11 protein-coding genes and 1 pseudogene are annotated in these 15,027 nt (G+C 56.6%); 11 read left to right on the top strand and 1 reads right to left on the bottom strand.

All coding sequences use genetic code 11. From position 1 onward, the window contains the following. Nucleotides 1-36: 36 nt before the first annotated feature. Nucleotides 37-2,222: pseudogene (locus ACAM29_RS10930) on the bottom strand (TonB-dependent receptor). Between the two features lie 360 nt (nucleotides 2,223-2,582). Here ACAM29_RS10930 and ACAM29_RS10925 point away from each other — a divergent pair. The 11 genes from ACAM29_RS10925 (at nucleotide 2,583) to ACAM29_RS10875 (ending at nucleotide 15,023) form a co-directional block, all read left to right on the top strand. After that, a complete protein-coding gene (locus tag ACAM29_RS10925) occupies nucleotides 2,583-3,266 on the top strand; it encodes a PepSY-associated TM helix domain-containing protein (protein ID WP_369624128.1) in 684 nt (227 codons plus the stop codon). A 26-nt stretch (nucleotides 3,267-3,292) separates the two neighbouring features. Next, a complete protein-coding gene (locus tag ACAM29_RS10920; protein ID WP_369624127.1) occupies nucleotides 3,293-3,811 on the top strand; it encodes a DUF2271 domain-containing protein in 519 nt (172 codons plus the stop codon). Between the two features lie 61 nt (nucleotides 3,812-3,872). Continuing rightward, nucleotides 3,873-4,682, top strand: a complete 810-nt coding sequence (locus ACAM29_RS10915) for a DUF4198 domain-containing protein (protein WP_091821615.1) — start codon at nucleotides 3,873-3,875, stop codon at nucleotides 4,680-4,682. Next, nucleotides 4,679-5,296, top strand: a complete 618-nt coding sequence (locus tag ACAM29_RS10910) for a flavodoxin family protein (RefSeq protein WP_091821612.1) — start codon at nucleotides 4,679-4,681, stop codon at nucleotides 5,294-5,296. The genes ACAM29_RS10915 and ACAM29_RS10910 overlap by 4 nt, the downstream gene beginning before the upstream one ends. Nucleotides 5,297-5,334: 38 nt before the next feature. Further along, nucleotides 5,335-6,060 carry a monofunctional biosynthetic peptidoglycan transglycosylase gene (gene mtgA / locus ACAM29_RS10905; protein ID WP_369624126.1) on the top strand — a complete coding sequence of 242 codons (726 nt, stop codon included), beginning with the start codon at nucleotides 5,335-5,337 and terminating at the stop codon, nucleotides 6,058-6,060. Nucleotides 6,061-6,249: 189 nt separating this feature from the next. After that, on the top strand, nucleotides 6,250-7,572 hold the full coding sequence (locus tag ACAM29_RS10900; RefSeq protein WP_369624125.1) for a Na+/H+ antiporter NhaC family protein: 1,323 nt from the start codon (nucleotides 6,250-6,252) through the stop codon (nucleotides 7,570-7,572). A gap of 192 nt (nucleotides 7,573-7,764) precedes the next feature. Continuing rightward, complete coding sequence (locus tag ACAM29_RS10895; RefSeq protein ID WP_369624124.1) at nucleotides 7,765-9,108, top strand: imelysin family protein; 1,344 nt, start codon at nucleotides 7,765-7,767, stop codon at nucleotides 9,106-9,108. Nucleotides 9,109-9,203: 95 nt separating this feature from the next. After that, nucleotides 9,204-10,610: a di-heme oxidoredictase family protein gene (locus ACAM29_RS10890; RefSeq protein WP_206839430.1), complete on the top strand. Its 1,407-nt coding sequence runs from the start codon at nucleotides 9,204-9,206 to the stop codon at nucleotides 10,608-10,610. Beyond that, entirely contained in the window at nucleotides 10,610-11,605 is a 996-nt protein-coding gene (locus ACAM29_RS10885; protein ID WP_369624123.1) for an imelysin family protein, read from the top strand. Before ACAM29_RS10890 ends, ACAM29_RS10885 begins: the two co-directional genes overlap by 1 nt. 2 nt (nucleotides 11,606-11,607) lie before the next feature. Beyond that, nucleotides 11,608-12,702 (top strand): DUF1513 domain-containing protein, encoded by a 1,095-nt coding sequence (locus ACAM29_RS10880; RefSeq protein ID WP_369624122.1) that lies wholly within the window; start codon nucleotides 11,608-11,610, stop codon nucleotides 12,700-12,702. A 92-nt stretch (nucleotides 12,703-12,794) separates the two neighbouring features. Next, entirely contained in the window at nucleotides 12,795-15,023 is a 2,229-nt protein-coding gene (locus tag ACAM29_RS10875; RefSeq protein ID WP_369624121.1) for a YgiQ family radical SAM protein, read from the top strand. The last annotated feature ends 4 nt before the right edge of the window (nucleotides 15,024-15,027 follow it).

The following is a 15,027-nucleotide window of genomic DNA, read 5'->3' as shown; positions in this document are numbered from 1 at the left end:
CACAAGGAGCGCCAAATGAATGAGGGTTGCTTCTGGTCAGAAGCGGTAGTTGGCGGAGAGCCAGAAGTTGCGTGATTTCGCTTTCACATTGTAGTCGTCGATGTAGTTGGGATCCCAGGTTGTACCGCCATCTTCTGTTGTGAAAATGGTCTGGTAGCTGGTGAAATCTTCATCCAGCAGGTTGTTGATGCGTGCGTTGACCGTGAAGTTCTTCGTCACGTTGTAGCTCGCACCCAGATGAAAGATGGTGTAGTCCTTGTAGAATTCCGGGTAATCCACGTCAGATGACCAGCCGCGTGGCGTACTGGTGAAGCGCTCTGAACGCATTTCAGCGGTGAGGTAGGTGCTGAATTGCGGTGTTGCCTGCCAGTTCAGTGTTGCGTTGGCCATGTGTTTGGCTGTGCCACTCAGAGGCTGACCTTCGTTGGCACCGCTGGTGATGCGCGCATCGGTGTAGGTATAGTTGGCGCGCAGGTATAGTGTGGGTGTCAGTTGATATTTACCCGCCAACTCAATACCGTCAATTTTGGCACTGTCGATGTTGATCAGCTGACTGAAGGTGTAACCATCGCCCAGCACCTGATTCCATTCCGGTGCCAGGTTGGCGCAGTTGCCACCGTCTGCGGCTGGGTCATCGCAGTGGTAGATACCATCACCACTCTCGATCTTGTCCTTGAACTTGTTCGAGAATATGGTGGCGTTAAAGTTGTGGCCTTCCGGATGTGAGTAGTAGATCGCCAACTCGCTGTTGACGCTCGTTTCAGGCTGCAGGTCCGGCGTACCATGGAAGGGGCGTGTACCCTGACCACCAAAACCGGTGATGCCGTTATACAGATCGCTTGCCTGGGGGCTTTATAGCCTGTGCTGACGCCGCCTTTCAGAGTCCACTCGGGTGTCAGATTCCAGTTGGCATAGACGCGAGGGCTGATATGACCACCAAAAATATTGTGGTGGTCATAACGGACACCGCCCGTCAGAGTGAAGGCATCAGTCATCCCCCAGTTGTCTTCGGCAAAAAGCGACCACTGCTTGTGTTTCTGTACGCTGCCATCGGCAAAACCGCTGCCATTCATGCCGAACGTGCCATCTTCCATTTCGGCATCAATGTACTGACCGCCATATACCAGCCAGTGATCACCGATTTGTGAGTCCAGTTTGACATCCAGAGTGGTCTGGCGGGTCTCCAGTGCTCGTTTGGGGCGAGGCAGCAATGCCGCTTCTATCTCGGCATCCGTCGCACCGTCAGCCACCATCTGGTCATATTGCAGTCTTTCTGTTGCTGTCAGTGGCAGAGTGCGACCATCATTGCTGGTGGCAACATGGTGCAAGGTGATATCTGAGTGGCCAAAGGCCCAGTCACCCTCATGGCGTACGGAAAACTGATCACGGCTGAACTGCTGCTCCAGGGCGTAACCTGCACGCGGCAAACGGTTAACGCTGTCAGTGGTGCCAAGAGGGTTTGCACCATCGGATGGTTTGTTGTCGTAGGTTTGCTCGGATGTCTCGTAATCAAAGCTCAGATTCTGATTATCCGCCGGCTTGAAATCCAGCCGGATACCAAGGTTATGATTTTCATTCTCGGTGGTTTTGCCGCCAGCGCCATAGCCCAGCTCACGCGGTACCGGGTTACCGTTCGGGTCAACAATCTCAGCAAAATTGGGTTCTGAAGCATCACGCTCATACAGGCTGCCGCGAATGCCGATATTGAGAGTGTCCTGAATCAATGGGCCACTTACGGCGAAATCGGTTGTGGTGTCATTGCCGAAGTCGTCGTTGGTCTGATGGGTACGGCTGTGTGAAACCGAACCGTGCCACTCGGTACTGTTGCGTTTGGTGATGATGTTGATGACGCCACCCAGTGCGTCGGCTCCATACAAAGTTGAGGCCGGGCCACGGATGATTTCGATGCGCTCGATCATCTCCTTGGGCGGGATGTGGTTGAACTGGTTGCCGCCAAAGTTGTTCGGATAGATGTCACCCACGTTGTTCTGACGCTTGCCGTCGATCAGGATCAGAGTGTAATCAGCCCCCATGCCACGAATACTGATGCCACCCTGGCCGGTTTTGTCAGTAGTTTCACCCACATCGATACCCTCTACTTCACGCACTGCATCCAGCAGAGTGATATAGGGTTTTTTGTCCAGCTCTTCACGGGTGATTACGGTGATGGATGCAGGTGCATCTGTGAGTTTCTGCTCGATACCAGCGGCACTGATCACCATGGTATCCAGCTTGACGGCTTCTTCCGCATGGATGGATGCAGAGATGGCGGCACTCAAGGCGATTGCAGCAGTGCGGTAATGTGACTTCCTCACGTCTCTATCCTTTTCTCATTTCTAATTGGTTTTATATACAGCGAACCTGACACGGGTGTTCAAGTGGGAGGGAATCTAGCAACCAAAAATAAAAACGTCAATAAAAAGAATCATTATCATTTAGATTAAATTTGTTTTTTTCCCGCGGTTTCCCCAATAACGCAGTGGCAGGATACAAAACTTTACACTGATAATCATTATCATTCGTTGATGGTGATTGAGAATTGTTATAGTCTTTTGCGCTCTGCCGGTGATGGGGTCGTGGTAATGAATGGGGCAACACAAAGCGTGATGAGTGTTGATCAAACTGAAATGGAGCGTGTCTCTGAAGGCGCGCAAGGGAATGCTCAGGCTCGCAGCCGCTGGCTGCGCCGTTTGATGACTTGGCACTGGATCAGCTCGGCGCTGGCGCTGTTTGGCATGCTGCTGTTTGCGTTCACTGGTATCACCCTCAATCATGCCGGGCAGATTCCGGCTACGCCGGTGGTTGAGACCATTGAGGCCCGGCTCCCGCCCGAACTGATTGAGTCGCTGTCATCTCGGGCTGAAGCCTCTCCGGCAGATCTGCCCGGAGACCTGCGTCGCTGGCTTGCGAAAGAGGGCATAGGTTTGGGTAACGCCCAGCCTGAATGGTCCGATTATGAACTTTACGTATCGCTGCCGCGTCCCGGCGGTGATGCATGGCTTAGTGTGGATTTCGAATCCGGCGAGCTGCTGTATGAATCCACCGATCGTGGCTGGATCTCCTATCTGAATGACCTGCACAAGGGGCGTAACACCGGCACCGCCTGGAGCTGGTTCATCGACCTCTTCGCCCTGCTGTGCATCGTGTTCTGCCTGACGGGGCTTGGGGTTCTCTATTTACATGCGCGGGAGCGGATCAGTGTCTGGCCGATTACGGGGCTGGGTGTCATGGTGCCGCTGCTGCTTGCCATATTGCTGGTGCATTGACTGTGCATTTTGATCGAGGAGCGTTTATGCAATGGAAAACAACGGCAGCGGCTGCGCTGCTGGCTGTGGGCAGTTCAACCGCCATGGCCGCTGAGTTGAAACTGAATGTGGAGATACCGGCGCTTCAGGTGGCGGAATACCACCGGCCCTATGTAGCGATCTGGATCGAAACCGACAAGGGGCGGCATCAGACCGATTTGGCGGTCTGGTACGACCTGGAGCTGAAAGACAACGAAGGCACCAAATGGCTCAAGGACTTGCGCCAGTGGTGGCGTCGCAGCGGCCGTCAGCTGGAGTTTCCGGTGGATGGCCTTTCGGGCGCAACCCGCCCGGTGGGCACCCACTCGCTGACCTTTGGTGATGAGCATGCAGGGCTGGTGGCCATGAAGCCTGGTGACTATCAGCTGGTGGTGGAAGCGGCCCGTGAAGTGGGTGGCCGTGAGCTGCTCAAGCTCCCGTTCACCTGGCCGGTTGCGGCCGCCAGCGAGCAGACTCAGAACGGCGAACATGAGTTGGGTCGTGTAACCCTCTCACTCAAGCCCTGATAGCAGCGGTTTTGAGTGATTGCGCTCGTGTAACCGTCCCCATTCAAACAAGGAGAATACAATGAATCTGAAACAACTGGCTGCCTGTTCACTGCTGGCCCTGGGCATGGGCGCTTCCATCGAAGCTCAGGCGCATCGTGCCTGGATGCTGCCCTCCGCGACCGTCCTGTCTGGCGAAAACGCCTGGGTCACCGTAGACGGCGCCATCTCCAACAATCTGTTCTATTTTGAACACCACCCACTGCAGCTGAACAATCTGGAGATTCTGTCGCCGAGTGGTAAATTGGTTGAAGCGCAGAATCAGGCTACTGGGAAATACCGTTCGGTATTTGATGTGGAGTTGGCAGAAGAGGGTACTTACACTCTGCAAAACCGCAACCAGGGCGTGTTTGGTCGTTACAAACTGGAAGGTGAGATGAAACGCTGGCGCGGCAGTGTAGACGAAATCAGCCAGATTCCGGCTGAAGCGGAAGATCTGCGCCTGAGTGAAATCGATAGTCGCATGCAGGTGTTTGTCACCAAGGGCGCCCCGACCGATGCTAACTTCAAAACCAGCGGTCAGGGCATCGAGTTGGTGCCGGTAACCCATCCGAATGATCTGTTTACTGGCGAACCAGTGGAGTTTCGCTTTTTGCTCGATGGTGAGCCGGCGGCTGATCTCGAAGTCACCCTGATCCGTCACGGCATCCGTTATCGTGATCAGGTTGAAGAGATCATTGTGAAATCCGATGCCAAGGGTCAGGTCAATCTGGAGTTCAGCGAGCCGGGCATGTACTGGCTGGAAGTTGAGGCAGAGCGGGACAGCAAGCTGCTTGAAGGCGCCAAGCGTCGTCTGAGCTACAGCGCTACTCTGGAGGTGCTGCCGCTTTGAGGCATGCAGGCAAACTGATTCTTGCACTGCTGGCGCTGACCACGGCGCTGGTCTGGCAGATGGAGGACCTTGGCTCGGGCCGGCAGTGGCTGGCAACGCTGGTGCTGTTGGCCTACGCCCTGCTGTTGTGGCGGGCAAAGGTGCGCAGGCAGCGGCAGCAACCGGCTGTCAGTGGTGAAGCGGACTACCTGATCGCCTATGCCACTGAAACCGGCACCGCCCGCCAGCTGGCACAGCAGATGCGCAAGCGACTGGGCAAACAGGGCTGCACTGCAGCCCTGACCGAGCTGAACCGGTTGGCGGATCAGTCGCTGCCCGCCAAGGCGCTGCTGCTGGTCGCCAGTACCACTGGCCAGGGTGATGCCCCGCGCACAGGGGATCGCTGGCCAACCAACGATGACCTCAAGCGCTATGTGGACCTGCCCTTTGCCGTGCTGGCGCTGGGGGATCGCAGTTATCCACAGTTCTGTGCCTTCGGTCTGTCGGTTGCCGGTCAACTGCAGCAGGCGGGTGCCAAACCGCTATTCGCGCCGGTGCAGGTCAGTCAGGCTGACCCGGCCATGGTCAACTACTGGTATCAGTGTCTGCAGAAGGCGGCTGACATTCCGGTCTGATTTTGCTGCAATAGACGCATTATCAGACAGGACTTCATGTGGTCGCTTCCAACCCTTCATTTTTATCCCGTTATCTGCTTCGTCCCCTGTGGCGAGTGCTTTGGCGTGCCCTGCTGGTATGGTTGATTGTAACCGCGGTTGTGACAGTGGCGCTGCGTTATGTGGACCCGCCGTTCTGGTCCTGGATGGTCTGGCGCGGCATTACAACGCCCGAAGGCTATCCCGAGCGCTATCGCCACCAATGGGTGGATTTGGATGCCATTCCTCTTTACATGCAGCTGGCGGTGGTTGCGGCCGAGGATCAGCGTTTTCCCCTGCATGGGGGGGTGGATTTCAAGGAGCTGGAGCAGGCAATACGCGATGCGATAGCCGGGAAGTCTCTGCGCGGAGCCAGCACCCTGACCCAACAAACTGCCAAAAACCTGTTCCTCTGGCCAGGACGTGACTGGACCCGCAAGGGACTTGAATTGCCGTTGGCGCTGTTGCTGGAACAGGTTTGGGGCAAGCAGCGAACGCTGGAGGTTTATCTTAATATCGTCGAGTTCGGCCCCGGTGTGTATGGTGTTGGTGCGGCAAGCGAGTACTGGTTTGGCAAGCCGGTACAGCGGCTGAGCCGGAATGAGGCTGCACGGCTGGCGGCGATACTGCCCAACCCCTGGGTCTATTCGGCTCAGCCGCCTTCGCGTCATGTGCGCCAGCGTACTGACTGGGTATTGCGTCAGATGCAGCAACTGGGGCCAGACTGGATCGTCAATATCGAGTGATGGTTATAAGCTGTTCAGTTTTTATGCTTATTGTGACAGAATTGCGCGTTTCCACGCACGCAACTGCAGGCTCCATGAACCGTCGGCAGTGATCCCGTGTACTTCCTCTTTCCGCTTTCGTGTCGGTGTACCAGACTGAACGGAAGAACGTTGCGGCTGATCGCCGTAACCCAGAACGGATGATGACCGATGATTCGACAATCGCCTTTGGCTCTGTTGCCGCTGGGCCTGTTCCTTGCGCTGTTTATTGGCAGTGGTCTCTACTACCAGTCTGCCGGTGTTGATTTCGCCTTCTACCAGATCTCGGCTCCCGTAGCGATTCTGCCTGCCATTGTCCTGGCGCTGATCCTGCAAAAGGGAAGGCTGAATGAGCGTATCGAGACGTTTATCAGCGGTGTGGGCGAGCATACGATCATTACGATGGCACTGATCTTTCTGCTCGCGGGTGCCTTTGCCAGTGTGGCCAAGGCCGTGGGGGGTGTGGATGCCACCGTTAATTTTGGCCTGAGTATCATCCCGCCCCAGTTCGTGTTGCCGGGCCTGTTCGTGATTACGGCCTTTATCGCCACGTCCATGGGAACGTCCATGGGCACGATTGCCGCAGTCGCTCCCATTGCGGTCGGTGTTGCGGAAGCGACCGACCTGTCCCTGTTGCTGGCAATCGGTACAGTGGTGGGTGGTGCCATGTTCGGCGATAACCTGTCGATCATCTCCGATACCACCATTGCTGCGACCCGTACCCAGGGCTGTGAAATGAAAGACAAGTTTCGACTCAATTTCAAGATTGCCCTGCCGGCAGCATTGTTGACACTAGTCTGGCTCTATATTCAGGGCAGCAGTGCTCAGGTGGAGGCGCCGGGTGAGTACGAGTTGCTGCGCGTGTTGCCTTATCTGACTGTGCTGGTGCTGGCGCTGTCAGGGTTGAACGTCGTGGTTGTACTGTTTGTGGGGATTCTGCTGGCGGGCGGCGTGGGGCTGTTTGCGATGGATGGATACTCAATCGCACAGTGGTCCAAGGATATCTATGCGGGCTATACCGGCATGCAGGAAATTCTGATCCTGTCGCTCTTGATTGGCGGTTTGGGGGCTCTGATGAAGTCTCAGGGAGGATTGGTCTGGCTCTCCGGCATGATTGACAAGCTGTCGCGCCAGAGCAGTGATCCCAAGAAGCATCGCCGCTCAGGTGAGGTTAGCATCAGTGCCGCCGTGGCGCTGACTAACATCTGTACTGCCAATAATACGGTCTCGATTATCATTTCTGGTGGCCTGGCCAGGGACATTGCCGAGCGCTACGGTGTTGACCCGCGCCGCAGTGCCAGTTTGATGGATATTTTCTCCTGTGTCGTTCAGGGCATGCTGCCTTATGGTGCTCAGGTGCTGCTGGCTGGATCGATAGCTGGACTGTCGCCGCTCTTGCTTGCGGGCAACATTCATTACTGTTGGGTGTTGGCAGGCGCTGGACTGGTATCGATTATGCTTGGCAAGCCAGGTGTCCCTGCCTCTCGGCACTGAGTGGATTCGCTCTCGCAGCTGTAGCGCGGCGCTTTCGCTCCTGATGAGAAGGCGCTGGCTCTATTCTCTATGAAATTTTCATGAAGCGCTTTGTGGTCTTACTGCAACCTCTTGTGCTCAGGATCAATAAATCAGACAATGGTTAATAGTAATCTATCTCATTATCAATATTGATCAGAGGGAGCTTGTCTTATGTCATCGCGCTTTACCTGGAAACCCCTTGCGCTGGTCATATCCGCATCTGTTGTGTTGACGGCCTGTAACCAATCGGAAGCTGAGCAGGTATCAGTGAATACCCAACCCGCACAGGCAGTTGAACAGTCTGCTGCGAGCCAACAAGCAGTCACGCCACGACAGGTGGCAGTGCATTATGCGGATCTGGCCCATGCCACTTATAAAGATTCATTGGTCACGGCACAGGCGCTGAAACAGGCAATTGCAGAACTGTTGGCATCACCGACCGAAGCCAATCTTCAGTCAGCACGTGAAGCATGGTTGAAAGCACGAGTGGCCTATCAGCAGTCTGAGGTATTTCGCTTCGGCAATGCCGTTGTCGATGACTGGGAAGGCCAGCTCAACGCCTGGCCGCTGGATGAGGGCATGATCGATTACGTCAAAGAGGCTGACTACCAGTATGAACTGGGCAATGAAGGCGCTCTGGCCAACATCATTGCCAGTGAAAGCCTTCAGGTCGGCGGTGAAACCATCGATGTCAGTGAAATCACCCCGCAGCTGCTGGCAGATCTGAACGAAATCGGCGGCTCCGAAGCGAATGTGGCCAGTGGCTATCACGCCATCGAGTTTCTGCTCTGGGGGCAGGACCTGAACGGCTTTGCCGTAGGTGCCGGTGAGCGTTCCGTCAGTGACTTCGCGCAGGGCGAAAATTGCACCAATGGCAATTGTGACCGCCGCGGCCAGTACTTGACGGCTGCATCCGAGCTGTTGGTTCAGGACTTGGAGTGGATGGTTGCACAGTGGGCACCGGGTGCGCAGGATAACTATCGCGCCGAATTGCTGGCCGCTGATACATCAGAAGTTGTACGGCGCATGCTGTTCGGCATGGGATCTCTGTCGCTGGGTGAGCTGGCTGGTGAGCGCATGAAAGTTGCTCTGGAAGCCAATTCCTATGAAGATGAGCACGATTGCTTCAGTGACAACACGCATAACTCTCATTACTACAACGCCAAAGGTATCCAGAACGTCTACCTGGGGCGCTATGTCAGTACCAGTGGTGAAGAGCTGAAAGGCCCGTCCCTGTCTGATCTGGTTGCGACCCAGGACACTGAGCTGGATACGCGTGTGAAGTCTGACCTGGCTTCCAGTATGCAGGCGCTTGAAGTCATGGTCGCCGCGGCCGAGAGCAGTGAAGCGCCGATGCCGTTTGACATGATGATTGCCCCTGGCAATGAAAAGGGTGCTGAGATTATCAATGCGGCGATCATGGCGCTGGTTAAACAGACCGGTAGCATTGAGCAGGTAGCTGGAAAACTGGGGATCACCTCGCTGGAGCCTGATACCGCCGGTCACAACTTCTGAGGACTCAGGCCATGGCATCTGCCATGGCTTTCAAATGCAATAACCTTCGTTTGACCGGGCAAGGATGCTCGGCTGACCATCGTGAGAAGACAACAATGAACATGTTACGCAGCGGACTGTTGGCCTTGATGCTGCCGCTGGCCTCGTCCAGCCTGGCTCAGACGGACTATCCGATACAAACCAATCCGAAGAGTGGTGGCGAGGGCAGTGTGGCCCAATCTGACCACAATGCCTATTCATTGCCACAGGCCAACCTGGCCATGAGCGAAAGGCTGAATTTCAGCGTTGGTAACAGTTTTTTTCGCAACCCCTGGGTGATCGCGCCGGCCAGCACGGATGCCCGTGATGGCCTTGGTCCTCTGTTCAACACCAACTCCTGCCAGGGCTGTCATATCAAGGATGGCCGTGGCCACCCGCATGAGCCGGGTGAGCCGCCCGTTTCCATATTCCTGCGCCTGGCGGTGCTGGGCGACCCGGATGAGAATGCCGAAGCCATCCGCCAACACGGCTTCATTCCCGCGCCGGTATACGGTACTCAGCTGCAAACTGCCGCCATTCCGGGTATGGAGCCCGAAGCCGATCTGTTGCTGGAATGGAAAGAGCGAGAAGAAAAACTGGCTGACGGTACGGTTGTGAAACTGCGTGAGCCCGTTTTTACCATTGAGAACCCCCGCTACGGCCCACTGCCGGAAGGCTTGTTGACTTCACCCCGTGTTGCTCCTCCCATGATTGGTCTGGGGTTGCTTGAGGCTATTCCTGAAGAAGATATCCTGGCGGCAGAGGATCCGGATGACCGGGATGGAAACGGTATTTCCGGTCGTGCCAACCGTGTCTGGGACAAGGCGACCAAGACCAGCGGCGTCTTGGGGCGTTTTGGTCTGAAGGCGGCCGAGCCCAATGTGATGCAGCAAAGCATGGGTGCGTTTGCCGGCGATATGGGGCTGACATCGACACTGGCACCTCATACTGATTGTACGCCTGAGCAGGGCTGTGAGCGTTTTCCGAATGGTGGCGATATCGAAGTCAGCGACAAGATCGCCAACTTTGTCGGTTTCTACGCCTCCAGTCTGGCAGTACCGGAGCGTCGTGACATGGATGACATGGATGTGCAGAAGGGAGCAAAGTTATTTAATGAAGCGGGCTGTGCAGCCTGTCATACACCGCGGTATGTAACGGGTCAGGTCAATGGTCGACCGGATCTGAGTGGGCAGGAAATATGGCCCTACACCGACCTTCTGCTGCACGATATGGGACCGGGGCTGGCTGACAATCGTCCCGAGTTTCTGGCCAATGGTCAGGAGTGGCGCACTGCACCGCTTTGGGGTGTAGGGCTTGCACAGTTGATCAACCCGCGAGCCGGTTTCCTGCACGACAGTCGTGCTCGGACTCTGGAGGAGGCCATCTTGTGGCACGGAGGTGAGGCGCAGGCGGCAAAAGAGGTATATCGGGCACTAGACGCGCAACAGCGCGCGACACTGATCAGGTTTCTGGAGTCTCTGTAATGAAAAAACTGGCATGTATGGTTGTTGCCGCAGTATTACCGCTTGCCGCGCATGCGCAAACGCCTCTGCAGAGCTGGCACGCAGACCTGTCACAGGGATATGCCCGGTTGGCCGCTTCATCAGGTCAGCTCTCCGAAGCACTGAATCAGTATTGTGCGATGCCTGATGCAGCGGGACAGTCGGCTGTTCGAGAGCAGTGGATAAAGGCATTCATGGCCTGGCAGGCCGTTCGTTTTGTCGAGTTTGGACCGGTCGAGCAGGACAGTATGGGCTGGCAGATGCAGTTCTGGCCGGACAAGAAAAATCTGATTGCCCGTAAGAGTCAGATGCTGCTGCGCAGCGAAACACCGGTCACGGCCGAGAAGCTGGCGAACGAAGGGGTGGCCGTAAAAGGATTTCCGGCGCTGGAATATCTGTTGTTTGAGCATGAAGCCAAAAGCGGCCCGGGCAGTGCCTGCCCTTTATCATCTGTTATTGGGAATCAGCTTGAAGCCAATGCTGAAACACTGGCGCAAAACTGGCAGCAGTTTCAGCCTCACTTTGAGTCCCGTGACACGTACATCGCTGATATGGTGAAATCGGCGATCCACGCCACCGAAATTATTCGTGACAAGCGCCTTGGAGAGCCCATGGGACTGCATGGCAGCAATCGGCGGTTGCACTTTTTGGCCGATGCCTGGCGCAGTGAGCAGTCACTGGCGACTGTTCAGGCCTCACTGGAAGGGCTGAACGACTACTTCATGCCCGGGCTTGAGCAGGTCTTGAAAGGCTCGGCACCAGAGTTGCTGCAGGAAACCCGTGAACGGTTGACCACGGCACTGGAAAAAGCCCATGCGTTGCCACCTGGCATGAAAGCGCTGCTGAATAATGATGAGAGCTATGCACAGTTGCAGTCGCTGTTCATCAGCATCGATGCATTGGTGATCCATCTCAATGATCGCGTTGCGGTAGAGCTGGGCATTGTGAAGGGTTTTAACTCCAGTGACGGTGACTGACCATGCTCAAGCGTCGTGACTTTATGCTGGGCATGGCTTCAGCAGCTGCCTTGGCATCCCTGTCCCCCGGGTTGCTGGCGCAAACCCGCGAGGGGTGCTTCATCAGTGCAGCCAATACGGCGACGGGTGATCATCGTGTGCTGATTGCAGATGTACAGGGGAAGGTGGTGCACAGCCTCGAGGTGGCCGAGCGTTGCCATGCGGGCTGTCTGCGACCGGCGTCTGATGAGGTGGCCTTTTTCTCGCGCAGACCTGGCCGGCAGCTCAATATTATCGATGCGAAGCAGGGCCGGCTGGTTCAGGTAGTAACCTCTGAACCGGGTGAGCACTTCTATGGTCACGGGGCATTTTCGCCCGAAGGCGACCTGCTCTATGCAACGGCGCACCGCTATAAGGAAAGCGAAGGGGTACTCAACATATACGCGGCTGACCAGTCTTACCGACTGATAGGTCAGATCCAGCTTGGCGTAATGGACCCGCACGAGGTGCGGTTGCATCCCAATGGGCGTGATCTGGTGGTTGCCGCGGGTGGTATTCAGACCCATCCCGACTACGGCCGGATTAAGCTCAATCTTGATCGGATGCAGCCGGCCCTGCTGGTCGTGGATCGTCTCACGGGCAAGGTGACTCAACGGCATCAACCGTCTCACCACCAGCTCAGCATGCATCATCTGGATATCAGCCCCGAGGGGATTGTAGTGGCGGGCTATCAGTTTGAGGGGGCTGAGTGGAAGCGGCCCAACCTGATTGCCTGGCTCGATGTCGAGAAGCAGCGATTTGAAGAGATCCGTTTGCCGGATGCCGATCAACAGGTGCTGCGCAATTACATCGCCAGTGTGGCGATGGATGCAGTGACTGGAGTGGTTGCCGTTACGGCTCCTCGCGGCAACCGTGTAGTTCTGTTGGACTATCGCCGACGTCGCTATCTGCACAGCATTGAGTTGGACGATGTATCGGGCGTTTTGCCTCTGCCCGAAGGCGGTTTCATCTGCACATCGGGAATGGGGGGCGTCTATCGCCTGGCACCTGGCAGCCAAGAGTTGCAGCAAGTCAGATCTGACAGCATCCGTTGGGACAATCATCTGACACAGGTGTGAATCTGTCGATTTGACGGGGGGCGGAGATCGGCACTGATCAAAAAGTGCGCTATACTCGCGCCCCCTGATTCATCCTTAGCGCAGAGTCGTCCATGTCCGCTGTCACCCCGATCTACGAATATTCCAAATACTGGGCCGAGTGCTTTGGTCCGGCGCCGTTTCTGCCCATGTCCCGTGAAGAGATGGATCAGCTTGGCTGGGACAGCTGCGACATCATCATCGTCACCGGTGATGCCTATGTGGATCACCCGTCGTTTGGCATGGCGATCATCGGTCGTCTGCTGGAGGCTCAGGGATTTCGGGTGGGGATCATTGCCCAGCCCGACTGGCACTCTGCCGATGCATTCAAGGCACTGGGCAAGCCTAACCTGTTCTTCGGTGTCGCCGCCGGCAACATGGACTCGATGATCAACCGCTATACCGCTGATCGCAAGATTCGCTCCGATGACGCCTATACGCCGGGCGGCAAGGCGGGCAAGCGGCCGGATCGCGCCAGTCTTGTTTACAGTCAGCGCTGCCGCGAGGCGTACAAGGAGGTGCCGATCATTCTTGGTGGCATTGAAGGTTCGCTGCGCCGTATCGCTCATTACGACTACTGGCAGGACAAGGTACGACGCTCCATCCTGCTTGATGCCCGTGCCGATCTGCTGCTGTACGGCAATGCCGAACGCGCTGTGGTGGAGGTTGCCCACCGCATCGCCCGGGGTGAGCCGGTGAGCGAGATCACCGATGTGCGCGGCACCGCCTTTGTGCGCAAGGATACGCCCGAGGGCTGGATGGAGATCGACTCCACCCGCATCGACCGCCCCGGCAAGATCGACAAAATCATCAATCCCTATGTGAATACCCGGGACCTTGAGGCCTGCCAGCTGGAGAATGGCCGAGAGGGGGGCGAGACTGCCGAGATGGACGGCGAGGACGAAGTACAGATCCTGCATATCGAGCCGCGGGTGAAGTTGGACCGCAGTCAGACCGTAATCCGAATTCCGTCGTTTGAAAAGGTGCGCAACGACCCGGTACTCTACGCACACGCCAACCGGGTACTGCACTTGGAAACCAACCCCGGTAACGCCCGTGCGTTGGTGCAGCTGCATGGTGATCAGGAGGTGTGGCTCAACCCACCGCCGATCCCGCTGACCACTGCGGAGATGGATCATGTATTCGGCCTGCCGTATCAGCGCGTGCCGCACCCGGTCTATGGCAAGGCGGAGATCCCGGCCTACAAGATGATCCGCTTTTCGGTCAACATCATGCGCGGCTGCTTTGGTGGCTGCACCTTCTGCTCGATCACCGAGCATGAGGGACGCATCATTCAGAACCGCTCCCATGAGTCGATCTTGCAGGAGATCGAAGAGATTCGTGACAAGGTGCCGGGTTTTACCGGTGTGATCTCCGACCTGGGCGGCCCCACGGCTAACATGTATCGACTGGCCTGCAAAAGCCCCGAGATCGAGGCCGCCTGCCGCAAGCCTTCCTGCGTGTTCCCCGGTATCTGCCAGAACCTGAATACCGACCACAGCTCACTGACGCAGCTGTATCGCAAGGCGCGTGACGTCAAGGGGGTAAACAAGATCCTGATCGCCTCCGGCCTGCGCTACGATCTGGCGGTAGAAGATCCCGAGTACGTGCGAGAACTGGTCACCCATCATGTGGGGGGCTACCTGAAAATCGCGCCAGAACACACCGAGCGCGGCGTGCTCGATAAAATGATGAAGCCGGGCATTGGCACCTATGATGCGTTCAAACGAATGTTCGAGAAATTCTCGAAAGAGGCAGGAAAGGATCAATATCTGATTCCGTACTTCATCGCGGCGCATCCGGGCACCACTGATGAGGACATGATGAATCTGGCGCTTTGGCTCAAGCGCAGTGGTTTCAAGGCGGATCAGGTACAGGCGTTCTATCCTTCACCGATGGCCACCGCCACGGCGATGTATCACACCGGTCGTAACCCGCTACGCAAACTGACCTACAAGAAGAGCGGCGAAAAGGTCGAAACGGTGAAAGGGGAGCGTCAGCGCCGCCTGCACAAGGCGTTTCTGCGCTGGCACGACCCGGACAACTGGCCGCTGCTGCGTGAGGCGCTGACGGCGATGGGTCGTGCCGACCTGATTGGTGATGGCGAGAAGCAACTGATCCCGGTCGAGCAGCCCGAAGATGCCCGCCATGTCAGCCCAAGGCGCAAGAACTCGCCTGCATCAAACCGTGCCGGCAAGGGCAAGCTGCTGACTCAGCATACCGGTTTGCCGCCGCGTGCAGGCAATACCCCCAACAGGAGCGGTCGCAAGAAACCTCCCGCGGGGCGCAGGCGGCAGGGGTAGGCGC

It is taken from the genome of Marinobacterium sp. BA1, from assembly GCF_041155135.1.
Classification (GTDB): Bacteria; Pseudomonadota; Gammaproteobacteria; order Pseudomonadales; family Balneatricaceae; genus Marinobacterium; species Marinobacterium iners.
This window is presented reverse-complemented; position numbering and strand designations above follow the sequence as displayed.